Origin of the sequence: Roseicella aerolata (genome assembly GCF_020523605.1) — a bacterium.
GTDB classification, from domain to species: domain Bacteria; phylum Pseudomonadota; class Alphaproteobacteria; order Acetobacterales; family Acetobacteraceae; genus Paracraurococcus; species Paracraurococcus aerolatus.
The window spans coordinates 46,289-64,051 of sequence record NZ_JAJAQI010000035.1; the positions used below are offsets into that span (position 1 = coordinate 46,289).

At 70.5% G+C, this 17,763-nt stretch carries 18 protein-coding genes and 1 tRNA gene; 6 read left to right on the plus strand and 13 right to left on the minus strand.

What is annotated here, in order from left to right:
- Positions 1–57 precede the first annotated feature (57 nt).
- Both LHA35_RS20090 and LHA35_RS20095 read right to left on the minus strand, forming a co-directional pair.
- Positions 58–822, minus strand: coding sequence for a DUF2076 domain-containing protein (locus LHA35_RS20090; protein ID WP_226611484.1), 765 nt, complete (start codon positions 820–822; stop codon positions 58–60).
- Between the two features lie 126 nt (positions 823–948).
- The gene (locus LHA35_RS20095) at positions 949–1,374 is read right to left on the minus strand and encodes a CoA-binding protein (protein WP_226611486.1); all 426 of its coding nucleotides are present in this window, start codon (positions 1,372–1,374) and stop codon (positions 949–951) included.
- Positions 1,375–1,603: 229 nt separating this feature from the next.
- Here LHA35_RS20095 and LHA35_RS20100 point away from each other — a divergent pair.
- Positions 1,604–1,676 (plus strand) — tRNA-Ile (locus LHA35_RS20100).
- Between the two features lie 119 nt (positions 1,677–1,795).
- The gene (trhA, locus tag LHA35_RS20105; protein ID WP_226611488.1) at positions 1,796–2,503 is read left to right on the plus strand and encodes a PAQR family membrane homeostasis protein TrhA; all 708 of its coding nucleotides are present in this window, start codon (positions 1,796–1,798) and stop codon (positions 2,501–2,503) included.
- A 30-nt stretch (positions 2,504–2,533) separates the two neighbouring features.
- Here the strand turns inward: trhA and LHA35_RS20110 are convergent, their stop codons facing one another.
- Together LHA35_RS20110 and LHA35_RS20115 are read right to left on the minus strand one after the other, a co-directional pair.
- A complete protein-coding gene (locus LHA35_RS20110; protein ID WP_226611490.1) occupies positions 2,534–4,180 on the minus strand; it encodes a flavin-containing monooxygenase in 1,647 nt (548 codons plus the stop codon).
- 185 nt (positions 4,181–4,365) lie between these two features.
- Positions 4,366–4,626 (minus strand): hypothetical protein, encoded by a 261-nt coding sequence (locus tag LHA35_RS20115; RefSeq protein WP_226611491.1) that lies wholly within the window; start codon positions 4,624–4,626, stop codon positions 4,366–4,368.
- A 74-nt stretch (positions 4,627–4,700) separates the two neighbouring features.
- Here LHA35_RS20115 and LHA35_RS20120 point away from each other — a divergent pair, with 74 nt between their 5' ends.
- On the plus strand, positions 4,701–5,690 hold the full coding sequence (locus LHA35_RS20120) for an LLM class flavin-dependent oxidoreductase (protein WP_226611493.1): 990 nt from the start codon (positions 4,701–4,703) through the stop codon (positions 5,688–5,690).
- A gap of 73 nt (positions 5,691–5,763) precedes the next feature.
- Complete coding sequence (locus LHA35_RS20125; protein WP_226611495.1) at positions 5,764–6,315, plus strand: carboxymuconolactone decarboxylase family protein; 552 nt, start codon at positions 5,764–5,766, stop codon at positions 6,313–6,315.
- Positions 6,316–6,378: 63 nt separating this feature from the next.
- Here the strand turns inward: LHA35_RS20125 and LHA35_RS20130 are convergent, their stop codons facing one another.
- The 4 genes from LHA35_RS20130 to LHA35_RS20145 are packed head-to-tail and all read right to left on the minus strand — an operon-like array spanning position 6,379 to position 10,299.
- On the minus strand, positions 6,379–7,494 hold the full coding sequence (locus tag LHA35_RS20130; RefSeq protein ID WP_226611497.1) for an Ldh family oxidoreductase: 1,116 nt from the start codon (positions 7,492–7,494) through the stop codon (positions 6,379–6,381).
- Positions 7,495–7,527: 33 nt separating this feature from the next.
- Complete coding sequence (locus LHA35_RS20135; RefSeq protein WP_226611499.1) at positions 7,528–8,508, minus strand: Bug family tripartite tricarboxylate transporter substrate binding protein; 981 nt, start codon at positions 8,506–8,508, stop codon at positions 7,528–7,530.
- On the minus strand, positions 8,505–9,416 hold the full coding sequence (locus LHA35_RS20140; protein WP_226611501.1) for a fumarylacetoacetate hydrolase family protein: 912 nt from the start codon (positions 9,414–9,416) through the stop codon (positions 8,505–8,507). Before LHA35_RS20140 ends, LHA35_RS20135 begins: the two co-directional genes overlap by 4 nt.
- Position 9,417: 1 nt before the next feature.
- Positions 9,418–10,299, minus strand: coding sequence for a TauD/TfdA dioxygenase family protein (locus LHA35_RS20145; protein WP_226611503.1), 882 nt, complete (start codon positions 10,297–10,299; stop codon positions 9,418–9,420).
- Positions 10,300–10,420: 121 nt separating this feature from the next.
- On the opposite strand from LHA35_RS20145, the gene LHA35_RS20150 reads away from it, so the two are divergent.
- Positions 10,421–11,671 (plus strand): NAD(P)/FAD-dependent oxidoreductase, encoded by a 1,251-nt coding sequence (locus LHA35_RS20150; RefSeq protein ID WP_226611505.1) that lies wholly within the window; start codon positions 10,421–10,423, stop codon positions 11,669–11,671.
- Here the strand turns inward: LHA35_RS20150 and LHA35_RS20155 are convergent, their stop codons facing one another.
- From LHA35_RS20155 to LHA35_RS20175, 5 genes are all read right to left on the minus strand, one after another.
- Positions 11,672–11,872, minus strand: coding sequence for a hypothetical protein (locus LHA35_RS20155; RefSeq protein ID WP_226611507.1), 201 nt, complete (start codon positions 11,870–11,872; stop codon positions 11,672–11,674).
- Positions 11,873–11,953: 81 nt separating this feature from the next.
- The gene (locus LHA35_RS20160) at positions 11,954–13,069 is read right to left on the minus strand and encodes an LLM class flavin-dependent oxidoreductase (RefSeq protein ID WP_226611509.1); all 1,116 of its coding nucleotides are present in this window, start codon (positions 13,067–13,069) and stop codon (positions 11,954–11,956) included.
- A 121-nt stretch (positions 13,070–13,190) separates the two neighbouring features.
- Positions 13,191–14,336: an iron-containing alcohol dehydrogenase gene (locus tag LHA35_RS20165; protein ID WP_226611511.1), complete on the minus strand. Its 1,146-nt coding sequence runs from the start codon at positions 14,334–14,336 to the stop codon at positions 13,191–13,193.
- A complete protein-coding gene (locus LHA35_RS20170; protein ID WP_226611513.1) occupies positions 14,333–15,322 on the minus strand; it encodes a Bug family tripartite tricarboxylate transporter substrate binding protein in 990 nt (329 codons plus the stop codon). Before LHA35_RS20170 ends, LHA35_RS20165 begins: the two co-directional genes overlap by 4 nt.
- A gap of 294 nt (positions 15,323–15,616) precedes the next feature.
- Positions 15,617–16,492, minus strand: a complete 876-nt coding sequence (locus LHA35_RS20175; protein WP_226611515.1) for an SDR family oxidoreductase — start codon at positions 16,490–16,492, stop codon at positions 15,617–15,619.
- Positions 16,493–16,553: 61 nt separating this feature from the next.
- On the opposite strand from LHA35_RS20175, the gene LHA35_RS20180 reads away from it, so the two are divergent.
- Entirely contained in the window at positions 16,554–17,291 is a 738-nt protein-coding gene (locus LHA35_RS20180) for an SDR family oxidoreductase (protein WP_226611517.1), read from the plus strand.
- Positions 17,292–17,763: the final 472 nt, after the last annotated feature.

The window sequence follows — 17,763 nt, forward strand, 5'->3', positions numbered from 1 at the left end:
GAGAATCGGTCATGCCATGCGCCGTTTCAATGAGCACCCATCATGGACGGGCGAGGCTCACAGCTCCTCGTCGTAGCCGCCCTCGGCATCGTCATAGCCGGCATTGCCGGTGTCGTAGCCGCCCGAGGCGTCGTCCTGCGGGGCATAGGCATCCTGCCCGCCGCCGCCCCAGCCCTGATCGGCCGCGGCCGCGCCCGGATCGGTCCAGGCTGAGGAGGTCGGCACCGCCTCCTGCCCGAAGCCGCCGCCCTCCGAGAAGCCCGCGGCCTGGGCCGCGCCGCCGCCCGAAAAGGCGTTCATCAGCATGTTGCCCAGCACCATGCCGCCGGCAACGCCGGCCGCGGTCATCACCGCCGTGCCCAGGAAGCCGGAGCCGCCACGCTGCTGCTGCAGCATTCCCGGATTGTAGCCCGGCGGGTAGACAGGCTGCGGGGGCGGGGCCATGCGGGGCTGCGGCCGGGCGCCGCCACCGAACATGCCGCCGAACAGGCCACCCTTGGATTGCTGCGCCGCCTCGGCCTGCGTCCGGGCGTTCTCCACCTCCCACTCCAGCTGCCGGATGCGGTTCTGCGCCTCGACCAGCGCGGCCTCCTGCACGAAGGCCGTCTGGGTGATGCGGTAGCGCGCCTCCGGATGGCGGGCGAAGAGATCGGCGATCAGCGCATCGGCCTCCCGGTCCACCGGCGGCAGGTTCGGCCGCGCCTGGGTGGCGGGGACGCTGCCTCCCATGCCGCCCCAGGGGCTGGCGGGGGCCTGGGCAGGGGCGGCGCCGGCGACGCGCTCCACATACTGGGTGATGATCCGGCGCTCTTCGTCGTTCATGGGTCCTTTGTCTCCCGTGGGCCCTGCCGGCGGTGCGCGAATCGCGAGTCCGCTCCCGGGCTCTGCGCCGGGCAGGTGGCCCGGATGGCTGGGGCTTTCAAGCCATCCGGGCAGCAAAGATGAACGTCAGGCAATCTTTCCCGGCAGGCCCAGCCGGCGCCATTCGATCACCGGGCACCGGTCCTGGACGAAGCGGATCCCGGCGGCGCGGGCCCGTGCGCCGGCGGCATCATCGATGACGCCAAGCTGCAGCCAGACGGTCCGGGCGCCGAGGCGGATCGCCTCATCCACCACCGCGCCGGCATCCTGGCTGCGGCGGAAGACATCCACCATGTCGAGCGGCCCGGCCTCCTCGAGCCGCGCGACGACGGAGGCGCCGTGCAGGGTGCGGCCGGCGATGCCAGGATTGACCGGCGTGATGGCATAGCCGCGGTCGACGAGGAAGCGGGCGACACCGAAGCTTGGCCGGTCCGGCCGGTCGGAGGCACCGACCACGGCGATGCGTCGGGTGGTCAGCAGGATGTCACGGATCGATTCGTCGGTCTCGGTCATCAGGGGCTTCCTGGGGCGGTGGGGGCGGCGGCGCCTGCCGTGTGGGGATCAACACGCTGTCCGCGGACCCGTTCTCCCGCGGCATCTTGCCACAGGCGCATCGCCCGGCCAGGGCGCTTCCGAATGCCGGTCTCGCGCGATGGAGTTCGCGGTGCGCGGCCTGGGTTGGCGCATCGGATGAGAGCCGGGTTCTTGCCAGCGGCCGCATCTCCCGCCATCACTCCGGCATGGGCCTGTAGCTCAATGGTCAGAGCGGACCGCTCATAACGGTTTGGTTGCAGGTTCGAGTCCTGCCGGGCCCATTCCGCCATATGTCAATAGAGCGGGACCGGGGGCAGCTTCGGTGCGCCTCCGGCGTTGATATGGTATCCGGCGCGATCCGATCCGCCGGGCCCTCGAACGCCGAGCCCGACCGATGCCCATGCCAGCCTTCCGTCAGCGCACCGCCTGGCCAAGGGCGGCGCCATGGGGGCCGGGTTTCCTGGCGGATATCCCGGGCGAGACGCGGCCCGAGCGGATCGCCGATGCCGCCGTGCATATTTTGGGCCTCGCCGCCGCGCTCATCGCCTGTGTCGTGCTGGTGGCGACGCTGCCTCCCAACGCCGGGCCTTGGCGGATCATCGCCCTTCTCGTCTACGCCGCCGGGCTGCTGACCATGCTCGGCTGCTCGGCCGTCTACAACATGTCGAGCGAGGGCGAGCAGCGGGCGCTGCTGCAGCGGCTCGACCACTCGGCGATCTTCGCGATGATCGCCGGGACCTATACGCCGGTTGCCGGCATCGGCATCGGCGGCTCCTGGGGCCTGGGGCTCCTGGGGCTGGTCTGGACCGGGGCGCTCGGCGGCGCGGCGTTGAAGCTCTGGGCGCCGGCGCGGATCGAGCGCGTCTCGCTGCTGATCTACCTGGCGCTGGGCTGGGCGGGGATCGCGGCCTTCGACCCGTTGCTGCGCTCGCTCTCGACCTGGGACCTACTGATGCTGCTGGCGGGCGGGCTGATCTACAGCCTCGGCGTGCTGTTTCACCTCGCGGAGCGGCTGCCCTACCACTACGCGCTGTGGCATGCCTGCGTCGTGGTGGCCGCGGCCTGCCACTATCTGGTGGTGCTCGACCTCGCGCGGATGGCGGGGTGACGCGCCGCGCGTCACCCCGGCCAGCAAGCCTCAGTCGCTCAGCACGAAGCCCTCATACCCCTTCGCTGCGACATCGGCGCAGATCTGCCGGTAGCGCGCCATGCCGCCGGCATAGGGCATGAAGACCCGCGGCTTGCCCGGGACATTGGCGCCCAGATACCAGGAATGCCCGGCCTGCGGCAGCAGGGTGGCGTGCGCCGCCTCGTTCACATGCTCCACCCAGCGGTCCACCGCCTCGGGCGCCGGCTCCAGCCGCGCGATGCCTTTGGCGCGCAGATGCGCGATGCAGTCGGCGATCCACTCGGCATGCTGCTCGATGGCGATCGGCATATTGCAGAGCACCGAGGGGCTGCCCGGCCCGGTGATGGTGAACATGTTGGGGAAGCCCGCCACCTGCAGGCCGAGATAGGTGCGGGGGCCCGCCGCCCAGGCCTCGCTCAGCGGCAGGCCGTCCCGGCCAGTGATGCCGAGGCGCAGCAGCGGCCCCGTCATGGCATCGAAGCCTGTCGCGAAGACGATGATGTCGAGCTCGACCTCCGTCCCGTCGCGAAGCTGGGCACCCTTCGGCGTGATGCGCTCGATCGGGTTGGAGCGCACATCCACCAGCGAGACGTTGTCGCGGTTGTAGGCCTCGAAATATTCGGTGTCGATCGGCGGGCGCTTGGCGGCGTAGGGGTGGTCGATATCGGCCAGCTTCGCCGCGGTCTCCGGATCCTTGACGATCTCGCGAATTTTGGCCCTGAGGAATTCGGCGGCCGTGTCGTTCGCCTCCTTGTCGATCAGGAGGTCGCGGAAGGTGGCGCGGAATTGCAGCCCGCCCTTCTCCCAGGCGGCCTCATAGAGCGTTCGCCGCTCTTCCGCCGAGACGTCCCAGCAGGACCGGTCGGAGATGACGAAGGGATGGCCGTTCGGCGTGGAGTGCATCACCTCCCGGATCGTCCGGTAGTTCTCCTTCGTCCAGGCCTTGAAGTCATCGGAGAGGGGGCCGTTGCGGGCCGGCACGCTGTAGTTGGCGGTGCGCTGGAAGACGGTCAGGTGCTTGGCCTGCGCGGCGATGACGGGGACGGCCTGGATGCCCGTGGAACCCGTCCCGATCTGGCCGACGCGCAAGCCGGAAAAATCCACGCCCTCATGCGGCCACTGGCCGGTGTGGTACCAGTGGCCCTGGAAGCTCTCCAGCCCCGGGATCTTCGGGACATTGGCGGTGGAGAGGCAGCCGACCGCAGTGATGAGGTAGGTCGCGGCCAGCGTTTCTCCGCCTTCGGTCGTGACCTGCCACCGGTTCGCCACCGCATCGTAGCGGCAGGCGGTGACGCGGGTGTTGAAGCCGATGTCGCGCTTCAGGTCGAGCTTGTCGGCCACCCAGTTCAGGTAGCGCATGATTTCCGGCTGTTCCGGGTAGCGCTCGGTCCACTCCCATTCCTTGTAGAGGTCCTCGGAGAAGGAGAAGCAGTAGGAATGGCTCTCGGAATCGCAGCGGGCTCCGGGATAGCGGTTCCAGTACCAGGTGCCGCCGACGCCATCTGCCTGCTCCAGCACGCGCACGGACAGGCCCAGCCGGTCCCGCAGCAGATGCAGCTGGTACAGGCCGGAGAAGCCGGCGCCGATGACGATGGCGTCGAATTCCGCGGTCCCGGTCGCCTGGCGCGGCGCTTCCCGGGTGATGGTGTCGGGCATCGGGTTCGTGTCCTCCTTCGTGTTGCGGCGGAGGCTAGCAGCACCGGCGCCGGGCCGCACCCCCTTCAAGGGCGGTCGCCCGACTTATCGGGTGGTATCGCCCCCCCTCCATGACCATGCCGTGGTCCTGAAAGGATTGTTTTTCTACTCAAGATCGACAAACAGCGGCCTCCGTCACCTGTCGGTCAGCATGGCGAAGGGCGTGTCCCGCCCGCGGATATGCAGGCGCGGGATGCCGGTGCGGCGGTGGCAGCGCATCCACCCATCACCTCACCGACGCTGCCGATACCGGAACGCGGCATGTCCAGATGGTGCGGCACCGCCATGCCGCGCGGGTTGGTGACCGGCCGCAAGGGGGCATTCCAGCCGAGGATCGCCGCGACGCCCCATGCCGCGCCATGGGGCAGGGCAGATCGCGGACAGGCCGCCATGGCGGGGTCGCCCATCGAAGCCTTCCCTTCCGCCCCCGTTCTCCCCACCATGGGGTGCCAGGAAGGCCAGATGTCCGAGGGAGCCAGGCATGCGGTTCGGACTGTTCGGGGGCGCCCGGACTAGGCGCAGCATTGGCATCGAGGATAGCCAGGATTATCAGGACTTCATCGATTATGTGATGGAGGCCGACAGGCTCGGCTTCCGGCACATCTTCGTGGTGGAGCACCACGCGACCGGCCAGGGCCAGGTTTCGGCCTCCATGACCCTCCTGGCCTATCTGGCCGCGAAGACGACGCATATCCGCCTGGGCACCGCCGTGGTGGTGCTGCCCTGGCACAACCCGGTGCTGGTGGCGGAGCAGGCCGCGACGCTCGACCTGCTGAGCGGCGGGCGCTTCGATTTCGGCATCGGCAAGGGTTACCGCAGGGCGGAGTTCGACGCCTTCTGCATACCCATGGAGGAGGCGGGCGAGCGCTTCGACGAGGCGATCGCGGTCATCCGCAAGGCCTGGACCTCGGAGGAGCGCTTCTCCCACCACGGCAAGCGCTGGCATTACGAGCACATGCTGGTGGAGCCGGCACCGCTGCAGCGGCCGCATCCGCCGCTCTGGCTCGCCGCCGGCAGCCCGGAGAGCATCCGCCGCGCGGCACGGGAGGGGTACAACCTGCTGCTGGACCAGCTCGCCTCCATCGAACAGATCGGCGAGCGCATTGCCCTGTACAGGGCGGAGTGCGAGGCGGCGGGGCGCCTCTATCAGCCGGACATGGTCGGCACGGCCCGCGCGCTGCAGATGATCCATTCCGAGGCAGAGCGCCAGGCGGCCTATGAGACGCGGAGGCGGGTTGTCGGCGTGATCGGGGATCTGGCGCGCGGCAGGCTGGCCGAGCGGGTGGAGGAGGACACCGCGCCGCTGCTCGGCACGCCGGCGGAGATCATCACCCGGCTCAAGGCGCTTGAGGCGGTGGGCGCGACCAACATCCTGCTGATCGATCCCAGCGCCTCCGTCGCCAGGCTGCGCGCCTTCGCCGAGGAGGTGATGCCGGCCTTCGCGCCGGGGCAGCAGGCCGCCGCCGAGTAGTGGCGCCGCCTGGACAGGATGCGGCCCGCACCGCAGGGTGCGGATCATTCATGCCTGGAGGGAGGAAAACGCCATGGCTCGCTTGCCCGTTCCGAGGCGCGAGGCGCTGGAGCCCGCGCAGCAGGTTGTCTGGGACCGCATCGCCTCCGGCGCCCGTGGCGGCGTCGGCGGGCCCTTCACCGCGCTGATCACCAGCGCGGAGCTGTGCTCCCGCGTCGAGCAGCTCGGCGTCTTCATCCGCTACGAATGCAGCGTGCCGATGCGGCTACGCGAGATCGCCATCCTCTGCGTCGGCCAGCACTGGAAGGCGGAGTACGAGTGGTACGCGCATGCGCCGATCGCGGCGCAGCAGGGCGTGCCGGAGGCGGTGATCCAGGCGATCGGCACCGGCGCCGGGAGCATCCCCTTCGACGCCGAGCCCGACCGCGTGGTGGTCGGATTCGTGCGGGAACTGCTGCGGACCGGGCAGGTCGGCGATGCGACCTATGCCGCGACGACGGCATTGCTGGGCGAGAAGGGCACGGTCGAGCTGACGGGGCTGGTCGGCTACTACAGCCTGCTGGCGATGCAGCTGAACGTCTTCCGGGTTTCGCCGCCCGATCCGTTCAAGGCCCCCTGGGGGTGACTCCTGGTTTCCAAAGGCCTTTCGGCCTTTGGTGGAGGAAGTTTGAGGGGGGCAAAGCCCCCCTCATGCGTTTTGCCTGAGCAGGTACGGCGCCCCGCAGCGCTCGCAGATCCCGCGGATGAGCTCATCGAGCGTATCCGGCACCGGCACGCCCTCGGCCAGGCGTTTCGCGCGCATGGTATCCTCCGGCTCACCCGGCACCAGCACCGGCTCCTGCGGATCGGCCGGCGGCGTGGCGTGCAGCACGTCGAGGATGGTGTCCAGCTCGTCCTCGAACTCGCCTTCCTCGCGGAAGGCCCTGGGGTCCAGCGCCAGGAAAAAATGGCCGATATTCTGCGGCTTGTCCGGCGTCCAGCTCCGCTTGTGGATCGGCGAGAAGGCGGCGCCGACCAGCGCGCCGCCGAGGATGTGCACCATCATGGCAAGGCCATAGCCCTTGGCGCTGCCCTGGTTCTCCGTCCCGCCGAGCGGCGTGATGCCGCCTTCCTTGCGCTGGAAGACATAGGCATTGCCCTCATGCGGGTCGGTCACCGCCTGGCCCTTGCCGTCCACCACCCAGCCCGGCGGCAGGGGCGCGTCGTTCAGGTGGTGCACCTTCACCTTGCCGGCCGCGACGGTGGTGGTCGCCATGTCCAGCACGAAGGGCCTGTTGCGCCTGGCCGGCGCGGCGAAGGCGAGGGGGTTGGTGCCGAGCACCGGCATGGCAGCGCGGGTCGGCACCATGCTGATGCCCTGCGCCGAGCTGGTGACCATCCCGATCACGCCGCGCGCCGCGGCGATGCGGGCATAGGCGCCGGCCGCGCCGAAATGGTGGCTGTTCACCACGCCGACCACGCCGATGCCGTGCTGCAGCGCCTTGTCCACCGCCATGTTCATGGCCATGGCGGAGACCGGGTGGCCCAGCCCGTCCTGGGCATCGAGCAGCGCGGTCGGGCCGGTGTCGCGCGCCACCCGCGGCCGCGCGGCCATCCTGAGGCGGCCGGCCTGCACGCCTTCCTCATAGGTCATGAGCATCGAGAGGCCGTGGCTGTCCACGCCCATCAGATCGGTCTCGACCATGACCTCGGCCGTGGTCGCCGCATGATCCTCCGGCATGCCCCAGGCGGTCAGGATGGCATGGATCTGCGCCCGGATGCTCTCGGCCGGCACGGGCCGCCCGCTGGTGACGTTCTTGGCCATGAAGGCGTGTCTTTCCTCTGAGGTCGCTGGGCGTCAGTCGACGCGTGCGCCGGTGGCGCGGACGATGGGCACCCAGCGCTCGATCTCGCTGGCGATGAAGGCGCGGGTCCGGTCGGGTGTCATCCCCTCCGGGATGGTGTTGCCCAGTTGGATCAGCCGGTCCCGCACCGCGGGCGCCTTCAGCGCCTCGGCGATCTGCTCGTAGAGGAATTGCCGGATCACCATCGGCGTGCCGAGTGTGGCGCTCCAGGGCGTCCAGGTTGTCGCCTGGTATTCCGGCAGCCCGGCCTCCGCGCTGGTCGGCACGTCCGGCGCCATGGGGGAGCGCTCGGGGGTTGCGATGACCAGGCCGCGGACGGCGCCGCTGCGGAAATGCTCGGAGAGGAAGGAGATGGTATCGGCCTGGAAGGCGGTGCGCCCCGCCGCCAGATCGGTGAAGGCGGCGGCCGAGCCGCGATAGGGCACGTGCTGCGCCTGCACGCCGAGCATCTGCACCAGCATGGCCCCGGCGATATGGCCGGTGGTGCCATTGCCGGAGGAGCCGTAATCGTACTTGCCGGGATTGCGCGCCAGCAGGTCGCGGAATTCCGCCAGCGTCCGCACATTCAGCGAGGGATGCACCGCGACGGCGATCGCCGAGTGGCTGCTGATGGTGATGTGGTCCACGCCGGTCAGCGGATGCACCCGCAGCCTCTCGCCATAGAGGCCGATATTCAGCGTGTGGGAGCCGAGCGCGCCGACCAGCAGGGTGTAGCCATCGGGTGGCGTGGCCGCCACCGTCTCGAAGGCGACGGTGCCGCCGCCGCTCGGCCGGTTCTCCACCAGGAATTGCTGCCCGAGCTGCGCCGAGAGCTGGTTGGCGACGAGTCTCGCATTGAGATCGGCATTGCCCCCGGGGGCGAGCGCCACGACGATACGCACGGGCCGGTTGGGGTAGTCCGTCCCCGGGGCGCGGGGCTGTGCCGCCGCCGTGCCGGCGAGTGCCAGCAGCAGGGCGAGGCTGCGGATGATCATGCGTCTCCTCCCATCGCGTGTTCCAGCACGCCCACCTTCTCGACCTCCAGACGCAGGCGGTCGCCCGGCTTCAGGTAGCGCGGCGGGTCGCGGAAATGCCCGACGCCGGCCGGGGTGCCGGTGGCGATGACATCGCCCGGCTGCAGCGTAACGAAGCGGCTGAGCCAGGCGATCAGCGTGGCGACGGGGAAGATCAGGTCCCGCGTGTTGCCATGCTGCACCTCCTCCCCGTTCAGGAGGCACCGCAGCTCCAGCGCCCAGGGCTCGCCCACCTCTTCCGGCGTGGCGATCCAGGGGCCCATGGGGCAGAAGCCGTCCAGCCCCTTGCCGAAGCTGGTCATGCCGATGGGGTGGTCGAATTGCAGCGCGCGGTCGGTCAGGTCGTTCAGCACGGTGTAGCCGGCCACGTAATCCAGCGCCGCCCCCTCGCTCACCTGCCAGGCCGGCCTGCCGATGATAACGGCCAGTTCCACCTCCCAGTCCGGCTTCAGCGCGGCCCGGGGAATGCGCACCACATCACCCGGGCCGCTGACCGAGGAGGTGGGCTTCAGGAAGATGCGCGGCGCCGCCAGCTTCGGCCCGCCGACCTCCTTGGCGTGGTCGGCATAGTTCCGCCCGACGCCCAGGATCTTTCCCGGTCGCAGCGGCGCGCGAAGCTGCACGGTCGAGAGTGGGCGGCGCAGGGCAATGCTCTCCGGCCGGGCGGCGAAGGCGAGGGCCCGTGCCACCTCGGCCAGGACGGCCTCGCCGGCGGCGAGCAGCCCGCGCATGTCAGGCGGCAGCGCCAGGGCTGGCTCGCCGGCCGCGTGCCGGGCGGCGTCCAGGGCGGGCTGGAATTCCACCACGGCATCGCCGAGCACGGCGCCGATGCGCTCCGCGCCCTCGACCTGAAAGGTGACGAGCTTCATGTCAGGCCGCCAGCGCCGCGTAGTCGCGCGTCGCCATCACCTGCACCCGCAGGATGTAGCGCGGCTCCTCCGGCCCGTAATCGGCGACGGCATTGTGCACCGTGCCGATATTGTCCCAGATCAGCAGGTCGCCCGGGGTCCAGGCATGGCTGTAGAGGTATTTCTCCTGCGCCTGGTGGCGGAAGAGGTACTCCAGCATGGCGTCGCTCTCCGCCGGATCGAGGCCCTCGATCCGCATGGCATAGCCCGGGTTGCAGTAGAGCACGCGGCGGCCGGTGATCGGGTGGGTGCGGAAGATCGGCTGCGGCACCGGCGGCTTCTTCGCCCGCTGCTCCGGCGTCAGCGGCTTGCGGCCGCTGCCGGGACGCGTGCGCATCACCTCCCAGAACTTCTCGAAATCGTGGATGGCGACCCGCCCCTCCAGCCGTGCCACCACCTCGGCCGGCAGGTCGTCATAGGCGGCGTGCATGTTGCGGAACTGCGTGTCGCCCAGCGGCCGGCCGTTGCGCAGCGGCACCTTCTTCGCGTGCAACGCGTTGGCGAGCGCGATCTCCTTTGAATAGGACATGTCGGTGTGCCAGCCCTGGCCGGCATCGGACAGGCCGATGGGCTTCCCCGACTCGTCCCGCATGTTCGAGAGGATCATCACCTCGGGATGGCCGGGGGCGTGGAAGAGGTTGGCGACGTTCACCTCCAGTTCGCCGAAGCGGCTGCCGAAGGCGGCGAGGTGGTGCGCCTCCATGTCCTGGCCGGGGAAGCAAAGCACGCCATACTGGCCGAGCGCCCGCAGGATGGTGCGGAACTCCGGATCGGCCAGCGGCCGCGCGAGGTCGATTCCCTCGACCCGGGCGCCGAGCCCGGCATTGTTGGGCGTGATGCGCATGGAAATTTCCTCCGGGGCCAAGGGTCGGGCAGGCTCCGGCCGCGGTCAAGCTTGCGCGGGGCCGGGGCCGGGGCCGGGCGGAGCATGGCCGGATGATTCGCAGCGAAACCGGGCGGGCGGCATGAGCGGCCCCCGCATCATCGTGGTCGGGGCCGGCATCGTCGGCCTCTGCGTCGCCTGGCACCTGGCGCGGGCCGGCGCCGCCGTGACGGTGCTGGATGGCGAGGCACCGGGCAGCGGCGCCTCCGCCGGCAATGCGGGCGCGATCAGCGCCGGCTCGGTCGCGCCGCTGGCCATGCCGGGGGTGCTGAAACAGGTGCCGGGCATGCTGCTGGACCCGGCCGGCGCGCTGCACATCCCGCCGCGCTACGCGCTGCGCGCGGCACCTTGGCTGATGCGCTTCGTGGCCAGCGCCCGGCCGGCGCGGGTCGCCGCCATCGCCGAGGCGCTGTCCGGCCTGCTGGCGAACGCCATGGAGCAGCACCGGCAGATCCTGGCGGAGGAAGGCGCGCTGGACCTGATCCGGGAGACGGGGCAGCTCTACCTCTACCGGGACCGTGCGCATTACGCGAAGGATGCCGGCGGCTGGGCGCTGCGCCAGCAGCATGGCATGCGGGTCGAATTCCTGGAGGGCGCGGCGGCGATCCGGGAATTGGAGCCCGACATCCGGGGCGACTATGATCTCGGCCTCTTCATCCCGGACCAGGGCAGCAGCGTGAATCCGCTGCGCCAGGCGCAGGTGGTGGCGCGCGGCGTGGAACGCCTCGGCGGCACCATCCGGCAAGAGGCGGTGCGGGCGCTGGTGACGGAGGGGGGCCGCGTGACCGGTGCCGCCACCGCGGCCGGGACGCGCGCGGCGGACCAGGTGGTGCTGGCGGCGGGCGCCTGGTCGGCGCGGCTGCTGGCGCCGCTCGGCCTCCGCGTGCCACTGGAGACCCAGCGCGGCTACCACGTCATGTTGGCCGATCCGGGCATATCGCTGCAGCGGCCGGTGGTGCCCGCCGACCGCAAGGCCTTCATCTCCCCCATGCAGGGCGGGCTGCGGGTCGCCGGCACGGTGGAGTTCGGCGGGCTGGAGGCGCCGCCCACCCCGCGCCGCGCCGCGCTGCTGCTGGAGGACCTGAAGAAGACCTTTCCGCAGGCGCGGACGGAGGGCGCACAGGGCTTCTGGATGGGGCACCGGCCCTGCTTGCCGGACAGCCTGCCGGTGATCGGGCCGGTCAAGGCCTGGCCCGGCCTGTGGTGCGCCTTCGGGCATGGGCATCTTGGCCTGACCGGCTCGGCGCCGACCGGGGCGCTGCTGGCGCGGGCCATGCTGGGGCCGGCGCCGAACCTGGACCTGACGCCCTTCGGGGTGGAGCGGTTCGGGTAGCTACCGCCCGCCCGGCGTCACGAGGTAGCCATCGCGGCGGGAGCGGATGACGCCGCCCGTGCTGAGCGTTCCCGTCACGTAATTCCGCTGAGGGTCGCCAATGGTGGTGTCCGGCATGCCGGAATACTGCCCACCCGCGCGGAGGCCGCCAGGGCCGCAGGCGGAGAGCAGCAGGAGCAGGGCAAGGCAGGCGCAACGCATCGTCACTCTCCCGGCAGGGGCCGGGAAGGACAACGCGACCGGCCGCGGCGGGATCACCGCCGCGGCCCGCCGCCGGATCCGCTACTGCGCCGCCGCCAGCGATGCCTCCGGCGCCTTCGGTACCAAGTGCTTCACCCGCGGCAGCACCTCCTGCTGGATCAGCTTCAAGGAATTGTGCCAGGCGCCCGGGTTCTCCTGGTAATCGAAGCCGAAGACCAGCAACTGGCCGAAGCCGCCGACATCCTCGTAGATCTGCTCCAGCTTCTCCGCGACCGTGGCAGGCGAGCCGACCAGCCAGTTCCGTTTCGCGCAATACTCCACCGTCACGTCGCTGTCCGGCACTTCCGGGCTGTGCTTCAGGTATTCCTTGAAGCCGAAATTCGACAGCAGCGGCAGGAAATACTCGCCCATCATCCGGCCCATCATGGAGCCGACCGAGAGCCGCCAGGCCTCCTCATCCGTATCGGCCACGAAGATCTCCCGCACCAGCCGCCAGTCCTTGCGGTTGGGCGTGCGGCCGGACTTGCGCGCCCCGGCCTCGACGCTGTCCCAGTGGCTGCGGACATAGCCGGGATTGAGGTTCAGGCTCATCGGCAGGAAGCCGTGCTCGCCCGCCATCTTCAGCGTATCGGAGTTCTTGGACAGGCCTGCCACGCCGATCGGCGGATGCGGCTGCTGCAGCGGCTTCAGATGCGGCTTGAGGAAGCCGAACATCGTGTCCGGCTTGTCGACCTTCCAGAATTTGCCGTCGTAGTGGAAGGGCTCCTCGGAGGACCACATCTTCAGGATGATGTCGAGCGCCTCGCGCGTCATATCGCGATTGGCACCGGACATGCCATCCACGTTGAACATGGCCCAGTCGCTTGGCAGGCCGCTGGCGGCGATGCCGAAATTCAGCCGCCCGTTCGACATGTGGTCGAGCATGGCGACGCGGTTCGCGAGCTCGGCGGGGTGGTGGTAGGGCAGCAGGAAGCCGCCGGGGCCGAGGCGGATGCGGCTGGTCTGCAGCATCGCCTGGGCCAGCAGCAGGTCGGGCGCCGGATGCGGCTCCCAGGGCGCGGTATGGTGCTCGCCGATCCAGACCTCGGAGAAGCCGAGCTCGTCAAGCCAGCGGATGGTCTGGAGATCCCAGTCATGCCCTTCCTTCAGGCCCCGCTCGGGGGGGTGGGAAGGCATGGAAAAATAGCCGAATTCCATCTCAGCCGTCCTCCTTGCCCGGGGTTCGGCCCCGGTTGCGGAAGGATGCTCGCCCCGGTTGCGGCCGGTGCGCAAGGACGAAAAAGTCGAACGGAAAGCTGAACCTTCCCGTTCGTCGCGCCTACAGCATCAGTCGCAGGATCTCCGCGACGTCCGTCGCGCCGCGGACAGGGCGCGGGTTGGTCGCGATCGGCGGGCCGCCATCCCAGCGCGCGGCGAGGCCCTCGATCTCCTCGGCGGCGATCCCGACCTCGCCGAGCGTCACCGGCAGGCCAAGCCCGCGGATGAAGCGCCGCAGCGCGTCATGGCCGCTGCCGCCGCCGAGGATGCGCGCGATCTCCGCCTGCTGCGCGGCATTCACCGGTTCGTTCCACTGCATCACCGCGGGCAGGCCGAGGCAGGAGGTGATGCCATGCGGCACGCCGCGCGCGCCGCCCAGAATGTAGCCGATGCCATGGCTGGCGCCGACCGCGACGCCGGCCCAGCCGCCCATGACGGAGAGCCACATCGCCTGCTGCGCCGCCATGCGCGCGGCCAGGTCCTCGGGATCGCGCTGGATCGCCGGCAGCGCCTCGGCCAGCATCATCAGCGCCTGGCGGGAGACGGCATCGGAGAAGGGCGCGCGCTCCGGCGCGCAGAGCCGCTCCGCCGCATGGTCCACCGCGCGGATGCCGGAGGAGAGCAGCAGCTCGGCCGGTGTCTCCAGCGTCGCCGCGGGGTCGAGCAGCACGGCACGCGGCACCTGGGAGGGCTGCACCGCGCGCAGCTTCCGCCCGGCCTCCAGGTCCGTATAGCCGGCATGCGGCGCGAATTCGGCGGCGGAGAGCGTCGTCGGCACCGCGACGATGCGCGGGTTCGGCTCGGTCGTGTCCCAGTCCTCGCCTTCGGCCCCGCGCGAGACGGCGAGGCCAAGCAGCGCAGGCCGGTCCGCCGCACCGGCCCAGACCGCGCGGCAGGCGACCTTCGCACCGTCGATTACGCTGCCGCCGCCGAGGGCCACCACCCGTTCCGCGCCGCTTTCGCGCAGCAGGGCGGCAAGCGCCAGCACATCCTCCACCGGCGAATGGGCGCGCATGGCGGCGAATTCCGCCACCAGCTTCGCGCCGATGGCCGACCGGGTCGCTGCGGCGATCTCGCTCTGCACGAGCGACCGCGTGGTTGCCAGCAGCACGCGCGTGCAGCCCGCGAGTTCGGGCGGCAAGGTCTCCGCGACCGGGCCGGTGCGGACGCGCTGCTGCGCCGGCCAGCGATGGATACGCGTGCTCATTCCACCGTCGCTCCCGCATCCTTCACCACCTGCGCCCAGAAGGGAATCTCCTTGCGGAGGAAGGCTTCGAACTCCGCCGGGCTGTCGGAGGGCCAGGCACGCAGCCCCTCGCTCGCCATCCGCTCCTGCACCGCTGGCTGCCCGATCACGCTCCGCATGGCCTGGAAAAGACGGTCCGTGAAATCGGGGGGCAGCCGCGCCGGCGCCCAGAGGCCCCACCAGCCCGCGATGTCGAGCGCGGGCAGGCCCGCCGCGCCGCTGCCGGGGATCTCCGGGATGACCGGGGAGGGCTCGCGCGTCGTCAGGGACAGCGCCGTCACCTTGCCGGCGCGCGATTGCGGCAGCACCACCGGCGGCGTGCCGATGAGCATCGTGATATCCCCCGCGAGCAGCGCGGTCATCGAGGGCGCGCCGCCGCGGAAGGGCACATGTGTCAGTTCCACGCCCAGCACGCGCGACAGCATGGCGCCCGCGAGGTGGCTCGGCGTGCCGATGCCCGGCGTGCCATAGTTCCAGCGCCCCGGTTCCGCCCGGATACGTGCCAGCAGTTCCTGCAGGGTACGGATGCCGCTGTTCGGATTGACAGCGATGATGGTCGGCAGGTCGCAGATCCGGGTGATGGGGGTGAAATCGGCCAGCGGATCGAAGCTGATCCGGCGGAACATGGCCGGGTTGACCGCATGGCTGAAATTGCCGCCGAGCAGCAGGCTCGTGCCGTCCGGCTCGCTGCGGGCGACATTCTCGGTGGCGATGTTGGAGCCGGCGCCGGGGCGGTTGTCCACCACGATGGTCTGGCCGAGTTCCCGCCCCAGCGCCTCGCCCAGGGTGCGCGCGAGGAAATCACCGGAGCCGCCGGGCGGGAAGCCGACGACGAGGCGGATCGGCCGCCCGCCCAGCCAGGTGGCCTGGGCGCTGACGATAGCGGGCGCCGCGAGGGCAGCTGTGGTGAGCGTGGCGGCAAGCAGGGTACGGCGTGTCGCCGGCATGGGGAACCTCCCGGTGGGGCTTGTCGTGGCCGGCCTGGTCCGACGGGGAGAGAGCCAGGTGGTGGGCATGGTCCTCCGCCCTTTCCGCTCATCGCAATCCCTTGCGGACGGAATGGACAGGCGGGCCGGGGCGAGGGCTGCGACGCGCTCCGGAGGTCAGGGTGACGCGCGAGGGTGGGATCTGGCTTCACGGTGCGCGATAGGAACGTTCTTGTTGCAATTGTGTGGGCGCGGGGCAGAGCCGGGCAAGGGCGTCGGGACACGCCGCCTGCTTGCCCCGTGTGCGGCACGGGCTTACCCCCGCTGCGCCTTGTCTGCCTTGTTGCGGGCTTTGATCCGCTCCCGCGCCGCCGCCCAGTCCGCATCCCCATAGGCGAAAAGGTCGCGGAAGCCGCCGCCATTCATCATCCAGGACCCGCCGTCGAGGGCGATGGTCTCGCCATTGATCCAGGAGGGGGCGAGGAGGAAGGCGACGAGGTTGCCGATATCCTCCGCATTGCCGACGCGGCCCATGGGGTTGCTCGCCGCCGCCTTGGCGGTCGGGTCGTTGTCGCCCGGGCGCAGCCTCGCATACATCCCCTCGGTCGGGATGGTGCCGGGCGCGATGGTGTTGAGCCGGATGCCATGGCGGCCCCATTCCACCGCCAGCGATTTGGTCATGGTGTCCACCGCCGCCTTGGACATGGCCGAGGGGATGACGAAGGGTGCCCCGGTGCGGCCCCAGGTGGTGGTGATGGAAACCACCGCATGGTTACCGTCCTTCGCCGCGATCCAGCGCTTCCCCACGGCCTGCGTCACCTGCAGCGTGCCGTGGAAGACGATGTCGGTGATGGCGCGGATTCCTCGCGGCGAGAGGTCCTCCGTCCGGCTGACGAAATTGCCGGCGGCGTTGTTGATGAGGTGCGTGGCCGGGCGCCCGCCCTCCCACATGGCGGCGACGGCGCGCTCCACCGCCTCCGGGTCCTTGATGTCCACCACCTGCCAGGTGACGCGGCCGGGCTCCCCGTCGCTCATCGCCTCGGCCGCCTCCTGCAGCACCGGGCCGCGGCGGCCCCAGATCTCCACGGCCGCGCCGAGGGACAGCAGCTTCTCCGCCATCATCCGGCCGAGGCCGCTGCCGCCGCCGGTGACCAGCACGCGCTGGCCGGCGAACAGGTCCGCCCTGAACATCGCTCCCTCCCGCTTTCTATCCACTCTATGCTGCCCCCAAAGCGGAGGAAGGGGGAGGGGCATGGCGGACAGGAAAGTGCTGCTGGTGACCGGCGGCGGGCGGGGGATCGGCGCCGCGGTGGTGCGGCTGGCGGCGGCGCGCGGCTTCGATGTCGCCTTCACCTATGCCGGCAATGCCGCGCGCGCGGCCGAGACCGAGGCGGCGGCGAAGGCGGCTGGAGCAACGGTGCTGGCGCTCAAGGCGGATGTGGCGGATCCGAAGGCGGTGGCCGCTACCTTCGCGGCGGTGGACCAGCGCTTCGGCCGGCTGGACGCGCTGGTGAACAATGCCGGCATCACCGGCCCGAAGGCGACCCTGCAGGAAAGCACGGACGCGATCTGGGAGCAGGTGCTGCGGACCAATGTGCTGGGCTTGGTCGCCTGCTGCCGGGAGGCGCTGGCGCGCCTCCCGCAGGGTGGCGGCATCGTCAATGTCTCCTCGCGCGCATCGGCGCTCGGCGGCGGCGGGGAGTGGATCCACTATGCCGCGAGCAAGGGCGCGGTGGATACGTTGACGATCGGGCTCGCCAAGGAAGCGGCGGCGCAGGGCGTGCGGGTGAATGCGGTGAATCCCGGCCTGATCGAGACGGAGCTGCATGCCGCCGCCGGCATGCCGGACCGGGTGGCGCGCATGTCGGCCGCGGTGCCCCTGGCTCGCGGCGGCAGCGCGGAGGAGGTGGCCGAGGCGGTGCTCTGGCTGCTGTCGGATGGCGCGAGCTACATCACCGGGGCGCTGGTGCCGGTGAGCGGCGGGCGATAGAGGCGCTTCGCGTTCAGGGCAGGCGGCAAGCCGGCCAGGAACCCGCGCCGAGGCAGATGGCCGTCCACCGCTGCTTCAGCCCGGCCGGGCGTCGTGGCGCGACCCGGCCGGCGATCAGTGCCGCCTTGGTGCCCGCAGACCGGGCGGGGATCAGGAGAAGGCATGCGGATATCAAAAATGCGCGGGTTGTCGAAACCCGCAAGCTGAGCCTTGGAGGGCCACGATGACCAACGGCAGGATCACGCCGCGGAAGCACCTGGCGAAAGGCTCAGACCCGTTCTCCCACGCAGGGCTGAAACGCCCTGCCTGCCTCACGTCCTGGGAGAAATGGTGGGCGCACAAGGATTCGAACCTTGGTCCCGCTTAGATCATCCAACAAAACGCGCTTTGGCGCGTTGTGTGGGGTATGGCGAAGCCCCTTGTACCTGATGACCTCTGGGCGGCCATCGCACCGCTGCTGCCGCCCGTGAAG